Below are 15,908 nucleotides of genomic sequence, written 5' to 3' on the forward strand. Positions count from 1 at the left end.
ATAACAAATTTTACAATTTTTTATAAAAATATTTATTTATAAATTAAATTTTTTGATTTAATATGATTATATGTCTACTATTATTGTAGTATATCTGAAACTAAAAAAAATTATAAATATAAAAACTTTTTTATTTAAAAAACAAGAAATATATGAAAAAAAAAGCAATTTATCCTGGTACATTTGATCCGATTACTTATGGACATTTAGATATTATTAAACGTGCATCTTTAATTTTTGATCAATTAATTGTTGGAGTTTCTAATAATATAAAAAAAAAAACTATGTTTACTTTAGAAGAAAGAGTTTTTTTAATAAAAAAAGTTTTAAAATCGTTTAAAAATGTAGAAATTAAAAGTTTTTCAGGATTGACTATTCAATTTGCAAAAGAAAATCAATCAAATATCTTAATAAGATCCATACGTTTTTCTACAGATTTACAATATGAATACCAATTATCTTGTATGAATAAAGTACTCTATTATAATTTAGAAACAATTTTTTTTATATCTTCTCCACAATTTTCTTTTATTTCTTCTTCTTTAATTAGAGAAATAATTATCAAAAAAGGTGAAATTGATCATTTTTTACCAAAAGAAATTATAAAAGAAATTTTAAAAAAATAGTTATTTTTATAATATTTAATAGTATTTTTTGAATGGTAGTATTATGAATTTAAATATATTAGCTTTTGATACTAGTATTGATCATACTTCTGTTGCAATTTTACATCAAAATAAAATATTTAAAAATATTTTATTTTCTCCTCAAGAACATATTAAAAAAATATTTCCAATGATAAAAAAATGTTTATTAGATGCAAAAATTACATTGCAAGATATTCATATCATAGCTTTTAGTTCTGGTCCAGGAAATTTTTCTAGTGTAAGAATTTCTGTTGCTATTGCACAAGGTTTTGCCTTTTCTTATTCTTCTTTTTCATTAATTAATATTTCTTCTTTATTAACTTTAGCACAAAGTGTATATCAAAAAATAGGTATTAAAAATGTTATAGTCGCAATTGATGCAAAAATGGGAGAAATTTATACTGCTTGTTATAAATTAAATAGTAATAATTATTGGTCTGGATCAAATACAGAAATTAAATTAAAGCCAGAGAATTTTATAGAGAAAATTAAATATCTCAGAGGTACATGGGCTATTGCTGGTGATGCATGGAGTAAATATTCTATATTAAAAAATAATTCTTCTAGATTTTTAGTAAGTAATATAATTTTTATTAATGCATGTGATATGATACCAATTGCAATACAATTTTGGAAAAAGAAAAAAATTACTTTTCTTAAAGACATTTTTTTAAATTATTTATAAAAATAAATTAATAAAAAAATCAAATTATTAAAAAAAGTTAAATTTTTTTCTATGAATTTAATATTTTTTCTATATCATTTAAAATGATATTAGATCCATTTTTTTCAATTTTTGCATATACAGGAAGATACCACCAATTTTTTTTTGCAAAATTAAAACATTTCACTGCATCTTTTTCTGTCATTAAAAGTGTTTCTTTTTTATTTACAATTTTTTTAAGATGAGAGTACTTATAATCTTTATGGTCTATAAATGAATAAGTTTTAATAATGTCTACATTTAATAGATTAAGATTTAAAAAGAAACGATTTGGATTTCCAATTCCTGCAATAGCTACTACTTTTTTTAATTTGTTAACGACAATTTTTTTTTTAGTTAGCATATTAATTGCGATTTTTCCATTTAAATGCATTGAAAATTCGCCTTTTTTAGGCATTCCTCCATTAACAATTATAGCATTAACAGTTTTCAGTCTATATTGACATTCACGTAGTGGACCTGCTGGTAAAAATAGATTATTTCCAAATCTTCTTGTGCCATCAATGACTATGATTTCATAGTTCCTATATAACGAGTAGTGTTGTAAACCATCATCACTAATTATAATATCTAATTTTTTAAATTTTAATAATATTTTAACGGCTTCTATTCTTTTAGGAGCTATTGCAATCGGAACCCCAGTTTTTCTATATATTAAAGCTGCTTCATCTCCAATAATTTTAGTATCAATATAAGTATCAATTAATAATGGATAGGTTTTTGATTTACTTTTATAACCTCTCGAAATGACACCAACTTTATATCCTTTTTTTAATAATTTTTTAACTAACCAAATAACAACTGGTGTTTTTCCAGTGCCACCAATTGTAATATTTCCAACTATAATAATCGGAATTGGTGCTTTCCAAATTGGTAATATATTAAAATAATATATAATATATCTTATATGCACTATAATAATATAAAAAAAAGATATGGGAATTAAAAGTAAATTTAAATATGAAGTACTAAAATATATTTTTGTTATCATTATTTGATTTGTATATTACAAAGTTTTGTATATGCTCCGTTATTTCTTAGTAAAGAATCATGATTACCTTTTTCTATTATTTTACCTTCTTGAATCACTAAAATTTGATCTACACTTCTAATTGTAGATAAACGATGAGCTATAATAATTGATGTTCTGTTTTTTTTTAATTTATTTAAAGTAGATTGAATTTCTTTTTCGGATTCGTTATCAAGTGCAGAAGTTGCTTCATCAAAAATTAATATTGAGGCATTATGTAATAATGCTCTGGCTATTGCAATTCTTTGTCGTTGTCCTCCAGACAACATTACACCGTTTTCTCCAATCATAGTATCTAATCCATGGGTAAATTTTTCTATAAAATCCATTGCATAAGCCATTTCTGCTGCTTTTTCAATAATTTTTCTACTATAATTCTCATTATTTGTAGCATATGCAATATTATTTGCTATAGTATCATTAAACAAATAAACATTTTGAGATACTAATGCAATTTGTCTTCTTAATGATTTTAATTGATAATCATATATATTTTGATTGTCTATAAAAATACGTCCTCTACTGATATTATAAAATCTAATAATTAGATTAGCAATAGTTGTTTTTCCTGATCCTGATTTACCAATTAAAGCAACTGACTTTCCAGCATCAATTTTAAAAGATATATCACGTAAAACATAGTATTTTCTATTTGGATATGTAAAAGTTACATTTTTAAATTCAATAAATCCTCTAACTTTTTTAAGTTTTAGAGTCCCTTGATCTATTTCTTGTTTCATATCTAAAATACTAAATAATGTTTGACATGCTGCCATACCTTTTTGAAACTGTGTATTAACAGAAGTTAATAATTTTAATGGACGCATTAAAGCAAACATAGATGAAAATACTACTCCAACAGTTCCAGCAGTTAAAGTATTAATCATTTCTGGTAAACTAGAAACGTATAGTATTATTGCTAATACAAAAGAGGCAATAAATTGAATTAGTGGATCAGCAATAGAAGAAACAGTTATTAGTTTCATTGTTTGTTTTCTGATATAATTATTTACTTTTTTAAATCTTTTTGTTTCAATTTTTTGTCCACCAAAAATTAATACTTCTTTATGTCCCTTTAACATTTGTTCTGTCGCTGAATTAACGCCACCCATCCCAGATTGTATATTTTTACTAATTATTCTGAAACGTTTTGAAATGACTTGAATACTAAATATTACAGTTGGAGTAAAAATAATCAACATTAACGATAATTTCCAGCTATAATAAAACATTAATGAAAATAAACCTATAATATAGGCAGTTTCTCTAATAATAGTAATTAATGCACTTGAAGAGGAAGCAGCAATTTGTTCTGAATCATATGTGATATGAGATAATAAATTACCAGTTGGTTGCATGTCAAAAAATGATACAGGCATACCCATGATATGAATAAATAATAATTTTCTCATTTTCATCACTACTTTACTAGATACTGAAGCCATTGAATAATTAGCTATAAAGCTTGATACTCCTCTTATAAAAATTAAAATTAAGATAATCATTGATAAAAATTTTAATGTTTGATGATTTGTTTTTCCAAATCCATCATCTAATAGCGGTTTTAATAATGAAATCATTAATGCATCGATACCAGCATGTATTACTAAAGTCATTATAGATATAGATAATCCTAATTTATGTGGAGAAATTAGTGGCCATAAACGACAAAAGGTTTTCCAAGTTGAACATTCTTCTTTATTATGATTTGTCATTACAGATAATTTATATATTATGTGATTGTTGTTGATAGATCCAAAATTAATATAATAGGTTTATTATATTAATTTTTTATATTTTTATATTTAAATTTTTTTAAATTAAAAAAAATAGACGTTTATTTTAATATTTTTTTAGTTATTTTGTAAATAATCTTTGTCGTATTATTTCAAATAAAAAAATTCCAGTGGTTACTGAAACATTTAATGATTGTATATTACCCAGTATAGGAATTTTAATTATTGTATCACAATTTTTTTTAATTTCTTTGCTAATTCCTAGATTTTCTGAACCTACGATTAATGCTAGTGGTTTTTTAAAATTACTGGAATATATATTTTTATTTTTTTGAGCACTATCAGTACCAATAATTGTTATATTTTTTTTTTTTAATAATTTGATTAAATTAATAGTATTTGTTACTTTAATTATTTTTAAATAATCTATAGATCCTGATGAAGTTTTTCTGACTGTTTCATTCAATGGAGCAGATTTTTTTTTAGTAATAAATACAATATCTACATTAGCTGCGTTAGCACTTCTTAAACATGCACCTAAATTATATGGATCTACTATTTTATTTAAAATTAGCAAAAATGGATTTTGTTTTTTTTTAATGATTTGGTCAATATCAGAAATTTGATATTCTTTATTTTTATTAATATATGCTATTATACCCTGATGTACTGCATTATTAGTAGATGAGTCCATCCATTTTTTATTTGCAAATTGTATTTTAATATCTAAATTTTTTAATTTATTAATGATTGAAATTAATCGTTTGTTTAATTTTCCTTTTTTGATATATAATTGTTTTATTTTTATTGGATTAAATCTAATTATTTCTTCAATTGTGTGAATTCCATATATTATTTGATGCATGTTTTAAAAAGATTATTAAATTATCTGTTAGATATTTAAGTATACATTTATATTTTATATGGTGAAAGTTTTTTAACATTATATTTTAAATATAAAAATATTTTCATAATGAATTATATTTTTCATATTCAAGATTTTTTTTAATGTTATACTAAGTTAATTTGTTTTTTTTAAAAAAAACAAAAAAATTTTGATTCAACACTATTATTGAGGATAACTAATTGTGTCAGAAAATTTATTAAATTTTTCTAATTATATTAATTTTTTTTTGATTCTTTTTATCATAATAAATCCAATAGGAGTGATGCCTGTATTCATCACTATGAGTAATCATCAGTCTATCAAAGATAGAAATCATACTAATTTGATTACTAACGTTACAGTTAGTATTATTTTATGTATTTCTTTAATTTTTGGTGAATCATTTTTAAATTTGTTTTCAATATCAATTAATGCATTTAGAATTTCTGGTGGATTATGTATAATAATTATTGCGATTCCTATGATACTTGATGATATTAAAAAGAAAAAAAACTATATTAAAAGAAATGAAAATAAAGAAAAATATAAAAATTTAAATCATGAAAATATTGCCATAGTACCTTTAGCATTACCATTAATGGCTGGACCTGGTGCAATTACTTCTTGTATTATTTGGTCTTCTAATTGGTATAATTTTAAAAATATTATAGGATTATGTTTAACAAGTATTTTTTTTTCTTTTTGTTGTTGGTTATTTTTTCGTTCATCTGTTTTTTTTAGTAAGTATTTAGGAAAAACTGGAATTAAGGTTATGACTCGAATTATGGGTTTATTATTAATTACATTAGGAATAGAATTTATTATGGTTGGAGTTAAAGAAGGTCTTTTAGTTTCAGTATAAGAGGTTATTTTTTAAATCAATTGAAACAATTAATTTTATAAAAATGAAGATAAATTATTTTAATAAAAAAAATTTTATTAATCAAATTATTTATAAAGATTTAAAAATAGGTAATTATAAAAAAATTAAAACAAGATTTCCTCCAGAACCTAGTGGTTATTTACATATTGGTCATGCAAAATCTATATGTTTAAATTTTGGTATTGCAAATTATTATAATGGTAAATGTTATCTTCGTCTAGATGATACTAATCCAAAAAAAGAAAATATAAAATATGTGCACTCTATATTAAAAGATATAAAATGGTTGGGTTTTAAATGGAACGATAAAGTTAAATATTCTTCAGATTATTTTGATAGAATATATTTATATGCTATTGAATTAATACAGAAGGGATTAGCATATGTTGATGAATTATCTGATCAAGAATTAAAGAAATATAGAGGTACATTAAAGACAGGTGGAATAGAAAGTCCATATCGTAATAGAAAAATTAATGAGAATTTAAATTTATTTCAAAGAATGAAACAAGGATATTATCAAGAAGGAGAAATGTGTTTAAGAGCTAAGATAGATATGTCATCTCCATTTATGATTATGCGTGATCCAGTTTTGTATAGAATAAAACATGTAACACATCAAAAATTACATAGAAAGTGGTGTATTTATCCTATGTATGATTTTGCTCATTGTATTTCAGATGCTATAGAAGGTATTACACATTCTATTTGTACTTTAGAATTTCAAGATAATCGTCGATTATATAATTGGATACTAAAAAATATTACTGTTAATAGTTATCCTAAACAATATGAATATGCTCGTTTAAATATAGAATATACAATTCTATCAAAACGAAAATTAAATTTATTAATCAAAAATAAAGTTGTTAAAAATTGGGATGATCCTAGATTACTCACAATATCTGGATTAAGAAGACGAGGATATACAGCAAATTCTATTCGTCAATTTTGTAATATTATTGGCGTATCCAAACAAAATAGTTTGATAAATATGGAAACATTAGAATCTTGTATTAGAAATGATTTAGACAAAAATACACCAAGAGTTATGGCTGTTTTAAATCCTGTTAAATTAGTAATTGAAAATATGTTTAAAACAAAAAAAATTATTAGTGTTTATAATCATCCTAATCAACCTAAAATGGGTATAAGGTGTCTTCAATTTACTCGAGAATTATATATTGATCGTAATGATTTTTCTGAAAAAAAATATCAAAATTATTATGGTTTATTTTTAGGAGGAGAAGTACGATTACGATATTCATATATTATTCGTGCAAATTACATCGAAAAAGATAAAAATGGAAATATTACTACCATCTATTGTACTTATGATAAAAATACTTTGAATAGAAAACCATTTGATGGAAGAGTAGTCAAAGGAGTTATACATTGGATAAGTCAATTAGATGCTGTTAAAGCAGAAATTAGATTATATAATCGATTGTTTTCTGTATCTAATCCAGAAAAATTTAAAAATTTTTCATCATTAATTAATCCTAATTCTTTGATTATTCGTCAAGGATTAGTTGAACGTAGTTTATTGAAATCAAAAAAAGGAAATAAATTTCAATTTGAAAGAGAAGGATATTTTTGTGCTGATATTTATGATCATAGAAAAAATCATCTTGTATTTAATCGTATTGTTTCATTAAAGAAAAAATGGAAAAAATAAATTAAATATCTTAGTTTAAGAATAAATAAAAATATCACGAGTGTAAATTTTATTTTTTACGTCTTTTAATTCTTCATAAAACCTATCTGTTAATATAATTTCACTGTTTTTTTTAAAAATATTTAAATTATTTATTTTAATGCAATTAAATATTTTTTTATTTAACATTGGTTCATAAATTAGAATTTTTATTTTTTGATATTGTATTTTTTTTATGATTTTTAATATAGCTGAAGATCTATAATTATCTGATTTATATTTCATCGATAGTTTATAAATTCCAATTACTTTTATTTTATTTTTAATAATTTGATCCGCAATCAAGTTAATTCTTTTATTATTAGATTTTATAATAGAATTTATCAAAACATTTGGAATATTTTTAAAATGCATGATTAGTTGTTGAGTATCTTTAGGTAAACAGTATCCTCCGAATCCAAAAGATGGATTATTATAATAATTGCCTATTCTCGAATCTAAACATATTCCATGAATTATTTTTTTTGCATTTATTGATTTATTTTTTATAGTGTATGAATCTAATTCATTAAAAAATGATATCCTCATAGCTAAATAAGCATTAGAAAACAATTTAATTGCTTCAGCTTCCGAAGAATTAGTAAATAAAACAGAAATATTTTTTTTAAATATACTTTTTAATAAAATTTTCGAAAATATTTTAGCTTGTTTAGACGTTGATCCAATAATAATACGTGATGGATAAAGATTATCATATAAGGCTTTGCCTTCTCTTAAAAATTCTGGAACATAAATAATGTTTTTATAGTTATTTGTCTTAGAAAATTTTATTGAAAAACCAATAGGCATAGTAGATCTGATAATAATAACGCTATTTATGTTGATTTTTTTAATATCATGAATGACTGATTTTACTATTTGAGTATCCATTTTTTTTTTTTTTTATTGTAGTCAGTAGGTACAGATATAATAATAAATTTGGAATTTTTATATGCTTTTATTTTATTTTTTGTTACTGAAAAGTTAATTTTTTTATATTTTAGAAAATAGCTAATTTCTTTATCTTTAATCGGAGATATTTTTTTTTTCAATAAAGATATTTTTTTATGATCAATATCATATCCAATAACTTGATTGTGTTGTGCTAACAATAAAGCATTAGATAATCCTACGTATCCCATTCCAACAATTGTAATTTTCATAAAATTTTTACTTATATTTGATTAATAAATATTTATAAATTAAATAATTTTGGTGAAATATATGGTATTTCTTCTTTTCTTATGGTGAATATTTCACATCCATATTTTGTAACTCCTAAAGTATGTTCATATTGTGCTGACAAACTATGATCTTGTGTTTTTACTGTCCATCCATCTTTCATGAGAAAGACATTATGATGTCCAGCATTAATCATAGGTTCAATAGTAAATGTCATTCCTTTTTTTAAAATTAATTGATTATCATTAGATTGATAATGTAAAATTTGAGGTTCTTCATGAAATTTTTTGCCAATTCCATGACCACAATATTCACGAACAACAGAATATTTGTGATTTTCAACAAATTTTTGTATTGTTTCCCCTATGGCATTTAGTTTAATACCAGGTTTAATAATTTTTAGTGCTAAATATAAAGATTTTTGTGCTATTTTACATATTTTTTTTGTTTTATTTGTTTTTTCTCCTACAATAAACATTTTTGATGTATCACCATAAAATCCATTTTTAATAATAGTAACATCAATATTTATAATATCTTTATTTTTTAATATTACTTTTTTGTTTGGAATTCCATGACATACAACATCATTGACAGATGTACAAATAGATTTTGGAAAACCATGATAATTCAAACAAGCTGGTATAGCTTTTTGTTCATTAATAATGTATTGATGACAAATATCATTAATTTCTTCTGTAGAAATCCCAATTTTTATATATGGTTCTATCATTTCTAAAACTTCTGCTGCTAATTTTCCTGAAATTCTCATTTTTTCTATTTCTTCTTTTGATTTAATAAAAACTGTCATATATTTATCCTATTTTATTATTTTTTCATGATATAATTTTATGGAATATATTCTATAAAATTAGAATGTATTTTTTATATTTTATACATAGTGCATAATGTTATGGTGTATAAAATTTATATGATAATATATCAATTTGTTTTAAAAAAATGAAATATGTTATATATTCAAAAATATCACTTCTATTATATTACAGGAGAATATAATGAATAAAGTTTCTATACGTGATATGTTGAAAGCTGGAGTACATTTTGGTCATCAAAGTAAATTTTGGAATCCAAAAATGAAAGATTACATTTTTGGAAAACAAAATAGAATACATATTATCAATTTAGAAAAAACAGCTTTTATGTTTAATGTAGCATTACAAGAATTGAAAAAAATAGCTTCTCAGAAAGGAAAAATATTGTTTGTTGGCACAAAACGTGCAGCTAGTAAATATATAAAAGAAACTGCAAAAAATTGCAAACAATATTTTATTAATCATAGATGGTTAGGGGGGACATTAACAAATTGGAAAACAGTGAGACAATCTATTAAACGTTTAAAAGAATTAGAAAAACAATCTCAGGATGGTACTTTTAAGAAATTAACTAAAAAAGAAGCATTGATAAGAACAAGGGAATTAAATAAATTAGAAAATAGTTTAAGTGGAATTAAAAATATGGGTGGTTTGCCTGATGCATTGTTTATTATTGACGCAGATCATGAGTATATTGCAGTGCAAGAAGCTAATAAATTAGGTATTCCTATTTTTGCAATTGTTGATACAAATACTAATCCAGAAAATATTGACTATGTAATTCCTGGTAATGATGATGCAATGCGTGCAATTAAATTTTATTTAAATACTGTTGAGGATTTATTTAATGACATAAATAAAAAATCAAGTGTTCATGAAAAAATTTATCAGTAATATTAATTATTTTTTTAAATATTTTTATTTCATTTTTTTAAAAAAAAACAGTAGTATTTTATAAAAAAATAATTCTTTGGAAGTATTTTATGTCTAAAATCAATTTATCTTTAATAAAAGAATTACGCAATCGTACTGGAGTAGGAATAACTACTTGTAAATCTGCACTACTTCAATCTAATGGAGATATAGAACTAGCTATACAGAATTTGCGTATTATTGGAAAAATTAAAGCTTCAAAAAAATCAATTAATGCAGTTAATTCTGGTATTATATTAGCCAAAATGTCTTTGGAAAAAGATTTTGTTGCAATGTTACAATTGAGTTGTGAAACAGATTTTGTATCTAGAGAACAAAATTTTTTAAATTTTGGACAAAATATTATTCAATATGTTGTAAATAATAAAATAGACGATCTTAATTTCATTCAAAAAAAATATGAAGAAAAAAGAATAGAAATTTTATCTAAATTAGGAGAAAATATTCAAATTACAAAATTATCAACTTTAGTGTCTAGTCAATTAGATTATTATTTGCATAATAATCGAATTGGAGTATTAATTTCTTTAGATGGAGAAAAAAATAATAAAAAATTAATTCATGATCTTGCAATACATATTGCAGCTTCTAATCCAGAATATATTAACCAAGAAGATATACCGAAAGATATAATTGAAAAAGAAAAAAAAATACAATTTAAAATAATTAAAAAGTCTACATCACCAAGAAAATTGATGGAAAAAATTATATCTGCTCGTATTAACAAATTTATTGATGATATAGTTTTAACTAAACAACAATTTATTTTTGATCAAACTAAAACAGTTTATCAAGTTTTGAAAGAAAATAATATGATAATAAAAAAATTTGTTCGTTTTGAACTTAATAAATAGTAATCATTAATTATTTTTATACAAAAAAATATTGTTTTAAAAACCGTCAAAAGACGGTTTTTTTTAATTATTTTTTCTTATATAATATTTTAAAAAAATAAAAAATATATTTTTTATTTGTTAAATAATTTTTATTTGGATTCAATATTATGTTGAAAAATCAAAAACCAATATATAATTGTATATTATTAAAAATTAGTGGAGAAGCTTTACAAGGTTCAGAATCTTTTGGTATTGACGCTAATATTTTAAAAAAAATTTCTCATGAAATAAAAGAAATTACAGAATTAAATGTAAAAATTGGAATTGTTATTGGAGGTGGCAATATTTTAAGAGGAGCAAAATTAGAAAATATAGGAATAAGCCGTATTGTAGGAGATTATATGGGTATGTTATCAACTACAATTAATGGACTAGCAATGTGTGATTACTTAAATCGAATCTCTGTAGATGCTAAACTAATTTCTGCAATTCCTTTAAATGGAATCTCTTCTTATTATAATTGTATGGATAGTATAAAATTAGTTAATAGTGGAAAAGTATTAATTTTTTCTTCAGGTACAGGAAATCCATTTTTTACAACCGATTTAGCAGCTTGTTTACGTGCTATAGAAATTAAAGCAGATATTATTTTAAAAGCAACAAAAGTTGATGGTGTATATTCATCAGATCCATTAAAATATTTAGATGCTATTTTTTATAAAAAATTAAATTATGAAGATGTTTTATCAAAAAGATTAAAAATAATGGATTTAGCTGCTTTAATTATTGCAAGAGATTATAAATTACCAATTCGTGTATTTAATATGAATAAAATAGGTGCATTACGTAAAATTGTTATGGGAGGGAACGAAGGAACAATTTTAACTTCCCATTAATTTTATTAATTCAAAAAAAATTTTCATTTTTTTTAAAATATAGTTGTAAGGAAATCTATATGATAAATGAAATTCAACATAATACAAAAAAATATATGTTGAAAAGTTTAGATCTTTTTAAAGATACTATACAAAAAATTAGAACTGGTAGACCATCAATACATTTATTAGACCATATTATGGTTGAATATTATGGTGTTTTTACACCTTTAAATAAATTAGCAAATGTTGTACTAGAAAATAATAATTTATTAATGATTACAGTTTTTGATGCTACAGCAGTATCTAATATTCAAAAATCGATTTTATCATCGAATTTAAACTTATATCCATCTATTATGGAGCATAATAAAATACGTATTCCATTACCAGAATTAACATATGAAAGAAAAAAAGAATTTATTAAAACAGTTATTTTTTATAGCGAACAAAGTAAAATTTCAATTAGAAATATACGTAGAGAATCTAATGAAAAAATTAAAAAGTTAGTTAAAAAAAAAAATGTTACTAAAGATGACGAATATCGTTTACTTGCTGATATTCAAAAAATTACTGATTTTTTTATTAATGAAATAGATTTATTATTAAAAAAAAAAATAAAAGAATTGAAAGGGAACTAATTTTTTATATATAGAGTTATATATTAATGATTAATTTAACTATTTTAGGATCTACTGGATCTATCGGACGAACAACATTATCAATAGTAAGAAAATATCCAAAAAAATTTACAATTATTGTTTTAGTAGCAAATAAAAATTTTCTTCTTTTATCTGAACAATGTTTATTTTTTAAACCAAAATATGCAGTTATGTCAGATGAAGATTCTGCAAATAAATTAAAAATTATTTTGAATCAAGCTGGTTCTTTGACAAAAGTATTATGTGGAAATAAAGAAATATTTCAAATTATTTCAATAAGTGAAGTAGATCAAATAGTGTGTGCTACAACAGGTATTGCAGGTTTACCGTTGATATTTGCTGCAATTCGTCAAGGAAAACGTATTTTATTAGCTAATAAAGAATCATTGGTTGTGAGTGGAAATATGTTTTTTAAAATGGTTAAAAAATATAATGCTCAAGTTTTTCCAATTGATAGCGAACACAATGCAATTTTTCGTATTTTACCTAGTGAAGCAAAAAAAAAATTAGGTTTTATTAATCTTAAAAGATATGGAATAAAGAATATTATTCTAACTGGTTCTGGAGGTCCATTTAAAAATGTTCCAATAAACCAACTAAAATTTGTTACTCCAAAACAAGCATGTCAACATCCTATTTGGTCAATGGGAAACAAAATTTCTGTTGATTCAGCTACTATGATGAATAAAGGTCTTGAATATATTGAAGCTCATTATCTTTTTAACGCTGATTTAAAAGAAATTGAAATTGTTATTCATCCTCAATCTATTATACATTCTATGATTCGATATGAAGATGGTACAATAATTGCACAATTTGGAATCCCTGATATGAAGATACCTATTGCTTATAGTATGGGATATCCACATTCTTCATTTTTTTTTAATCCTATTTCTATTGATTTTAAAAAATTATCTTCAGTTACTTTTTCTAATCCAAATTATTCTCGATACCCTTGTCTAAAATTAGCAATTGACGCATGTCGTGAAGGACAAGTTTATATTATTGCACTAAATGCAATTAATGAAATTGCAGTAGAATATTTTTTAAAAGAAAAGATTAAATTTACAGATATTGCAAAAATTAATAGAAATATTTTAGAAAAAATAAATTTTAAAAAACCATCAAGTTTAAATGAAATTTTAGAAATCGATAACGAAATACGTCAAATTACAATAAAATTTATAAAATTGTTTAAAACATAATTGAACATTAATTTAATTTTTGTAATAAATTTTTTTGATAAAAATTTAAATATTAATAAAAATTTTAAAATTGTATTTTTATTAAAATCTTATTTTATATAAGATATTATATAACTTTCTTTAAAAGAATGTTTTTATAAAATAAGGAATGTTTGTATATGAAATTTATGCATAGTGATAGTTTACAACATCAAATTCCTAAACATGTTGCTATCATTATGGATGGTAATGGGCGTTGGGCTAAAAAACATGGTAAATTAAGGATAAATGGACATAAAGAAGGAATTAGAACTATACAAAAAGCAATAAGATTTGCTATGAAAAAAAATATTCAATCACTAACTTTATATGCTTTCAGTAGTGAAAATTGGAAACGTCCAAAAGAAGAAGTGAAAGGATTAATGAAATTGTTTATTTGGTTTTTAGATGAATTTATTAAAAATTTTAAATTTTATAATATAAAATTGTCAATTATAGGTGATATGACACGTTTTAAAGGTATATTAAAAAATAAAATAAAACGTGCAATTCATTTAACAGAAAATAATACAGGATTACAATTAAATATTGCAGCTAATTATGGAGGCAGATGGGATATTACGCATGGTATTAAAATTATAGCTGAAAAAATCAAGAAAGGATTGTTATCTCCAGAACATATTAATGAAGACATAGTGGATAAATTTATGAGTTTACATGATCAACCAAACGTAGATTTAATCATAAGAACAGGAAGAGAATATAGAATTAGTAATTTTCTTTTATGGCAGGCTGCTTATTCAGAATTTTATTTTACAGATGTATTATGGCCTGATTTTGATGAAACTGCATTTCAAACAGCTCTAGTAGCTTTTAATCAAAGAGAAAGAAGATTTGGTAAAATAATTTCTTAATATGTTTAATAAAAAATATAAAAATTTTTTTCTAAATTTAAATGATAGATTTATCACTAGTATGATATTATGTACGTTGATAAATTTTATTCTTTTTTTTTCTTCTTTATTTTATTTTAAGATTATTATCATTTTTTTTTCTTTTTTAATTTATTGGGAATGGAATCAATTTATTTGGTTAAAAAATAAAAAAAGGATATTATACGCAGTAGTATTTAGTTTAATTATATTAATTATTCAATTTTTTTTTGATAAAATTAATCAGTTAGAAAAAGAAAAAATTATAAAAATAATTTTGTTATTGTCATTGATATGGTGGATATTTTCAAGTTACTTAATTGTTAAATTTCCATTTTCTTCTTTTCTGTGGATAAAAAGAAAAATATTAAAAATATTATTTGGAATTTTAATATTTTTTCCTTTTATATTTAGTGTCATTTATTTGAGATCATTACAATATAATAATGATTATTATTATGGATCTTGGTTAATATGTTATGTTTTATTATTAATTTGTACTAAAGATATTTTTTCCTATTTTTTTGGCTCATTATTAGGAAAGAAGAAATTAGCTCCTTTAATTTCACCTTTTAAAACTTATGAAGGATTGGTATTAGGAATAATAATGAGTTTACTATTTTCATGGTTATTTTCATTATATATTCCAATATCTATACAAAATAGATTCATTATATCGTTATTAACTATCCTATCAGGTATTTTGGGAGATCTCACAGAAAGTATGTTTAAACGTTGCTTTAATATTAAAGATACTGGTAGTTTTTTACCTGGACATGGAGGTATTTTAGATAGAATAGATAGTTTATCAGCTGCTTTTCCAGTGTTTTTATTATTATTATTAATATTTTGAAATTTTTAAATAAGGA

General features: G+C 22.5%; 14 protein-coding genes and 2 pseudogenes. 11 read left to right on the forward strand and 5 right to left on the reverse strand.

The annotated features are described in order from the left end of the window. Positions 1 to 152 precede the first annotated feature (152 nt). Together coaD and tsaB are read left to right on the forward strand one after the other, a co-directional pair. On the forward strand, positions 153 to 626 hold the full coding sequence (gene coaD / locus RA161_00755) for a pantetheine-phosphate adenylyltransferase (GenBank protein WMY97590.1): 474 nt from the start codon (positions 153 to 155) through the stop codon (positions 624 to 626). Positions 627 to 669: 43 nt separating this feature from the next. After that, positions 670 to 1,332, forward strand: coding sequence for a tRNA (adenosine(37)-N6)-threonylcarbamoyltransferase complex dimerization subunit type 1 TsaB (tsaB, locus tag RA161_00760; protein WMY97591.1), 663 nt, complete (start codon positions 670 to 672; stop codon positions 1,330 to 1,332). 49 nt (positions 1,333 to 1,381) lie between these two features. On the opposite strand, the gene lpxK is transcribed toward tsaB, so the two are convergent. From lpxK to rlmB, 3 genes are all read right to left on the reverse strand, one after another. Next, positions 1,382 to 2,362 carry a tetraacyldisaccharide 4'-kinase gene (lpxK, locus tag RA161_00765; protein WMY97592.1) on the reverse strand — a complete coding sequence of 327 codons (981 nt, stop codon included), beginning with the start codon at positions 2,360 to 2,362 and terminating at the stop codon, positions 1,382 to 1,384. Further along, complete coding sequence (gene msbA / locus RA161_00770; GenBank protein WMY97593.1) at positions 2,362 to 4,116, reverse strand: lipid A ABC transporter ATP-binding protein/permease MsbA; 1,755 nt, start codon at positions 4,114 to 4,116, stop codon at positions 2,362 to 2,364. The genes lpxK and msbA overlap by 1 nt, the downstream gene beginning before the upstream one ends. 142 nt (positions 4,117 to 4,258) lie before the next feature. Continuing rightward, positions 4,259 to 5,002: a 23S rRNA (guanosine(2251)-2'-O)-methyltransferase RlmB gene (gene rlmB, locus RA161_00775; GenBank protein ID WMY97594.1), complete on the reverse strand. Its 744-nt coding sequence runs from the start codon at positions 5,000 to 5,002 to the stop codon at positions 4,259 to 4,261. A 223-nt stretch (positions 5,003 to 5,225) separates the two neighbouring features. Here rlmB and RA161_00780 point away from each other — a divergent pair, with 223 nt between their 5' ends. After that, positions 5,226 to 5,885: a YchE family NAAT transporter gene (locus RA161_00780; GenBank protein WMY97595.1), complete on the forward strand. Its 660-nt coding sequence runs from the start codon at positions 5,226 to 5,228 to the stop codon at positions 5,883 to 5,885. Positions 5,886 to 5,928: 43 nt separating this feature from the next. Further along, the gene (gene glnS / locus RA161_00785) at positions 5,929 to 7,584 is read left to right on the forward strand and encodes a glutamine--tRNA ligase (protein ID WMY97596.1); all 1,656 of its coding nucleotides are present in this window, start codon (positions 5,929 to 5,931) and stop codon (positions 7,582 to 7,584) included. A gap of 15 nt (positions 7,585 to 7,599) precedes the next feature. Here the strand turns inward: glnS and RA161_00790 are convergent. Then, positions 7,600 to 8,765 (reverse strand): annotated as a pseudogene (locus RA161_00790) (nucleotide sugar dehydrogenase). Positions 8,766 to 8,797: 32 nt separating this feature from the next. Next, positions 8,798 to 9,595: a type I methionyl aminopeptidase gene (gene map, locus RA161_00795; protein ID WMY97597.1), complete on the reverse strand. Its 798-nt coding sequence runs from the start codon at positions 9,593 to 9,595 to the stop codon at positions 8,798 to 8,800. Positions 9,596 to 9,800: 205 nt separating this feature from the next. Between map and rpsB the strand changes: the two are divergent. The 7 genes and pseudogenes from rpsB (at position 9,801) to RA161_00830 (ending at position 15,892) form a co-directional block, all read left to right on the forward strand. After that, positions 9,801 to 10,430: pseudogene (rpsB, locus tag RA161_00800) on the forward strand (30S ribosomal protein S2). 170 nt (positions 10,431 to 10,600) lie between these two features. Continuing rightward, positions 10,601 to 11,404, forward strand: coding sequence for a translation elongation factor Ts (tsf, locus tag RA161_00805; GenBank protein ID WMY97598.1), 804 nt, complete (start codon positions 10,601 to 10,603; stop codon positions 11,402 to 11,404). Between the two features lie 149 nt (positions 11,405 to 11,553). Then, entirely contained in the window at positions 11,554 to 12,282 is a 729-nt protein-coding gene (gene pyrH, locus RA161_00810; GenBank protein ID WMY97599.1) for a UMP kinase, read from the forward strand. Between the two features lie 59 nt (positions 12,283 to 12,341). After that, positions 12,342 to 12,902: a ribosome recycling factor gene (gene frr, locus RA161_00815; protein ID WMY97600.1), complete on the forward strand. Its 561-nt coding sequence runs from the start codon at positions 12,342 to 12,344 to the stop codon at positions 12,900 to 12,902. A 26-nt stretch (positions 12,903 to 12,928) separates the two neighbouring features. Then, positions 12,929 to 14,128: a 1-deoxy-D-xylulose-5-phosphate reductoisomerase gene (gene ispC / locus RA161_00820; protein WMY97601.1), complete on the forward strand. Its 1,200-nt coding sequence runs from the start codon at positions 12,929 to 12,931 to the stop codon at positions 14,126 to 14,128. Positions 14,129 to 14,295: 167 nt separating this feature from the next. Beyond that, a complete protein-coding gene (locus RA161_00825; protein WMY97748.1) occupies positions 14,296 to 15,021 on the forward strand; it encodes an isoprenyl transferase in 726 nt (241 codons plus the stop codon). A 1-nt stretch (position 15,022) separates the two neighbouring features. Further along, positions 15,023 to 15,892 (forward strand): phosphatidate cytidylyltransferase, encoded by an 870-nt coding sequence (locus RA161_00830; GenBank protein WMY97602.1) that lies wholly within the window; start codon positions 15,023 to 15,025, stop codon positions 15,890 to 15,892. Positions 15,893 to 15,908 lie beyond the last annotated feature (16 nt).

This window comes from Arsenophonus sp. (assembly GCA_031446085.1).
In the GTDB taxonomy this organism is placed as follows: Bacteria; Pseudomonadota; Gammaproteobacteria; order Enterobacterales; family Enterobacteriaceae.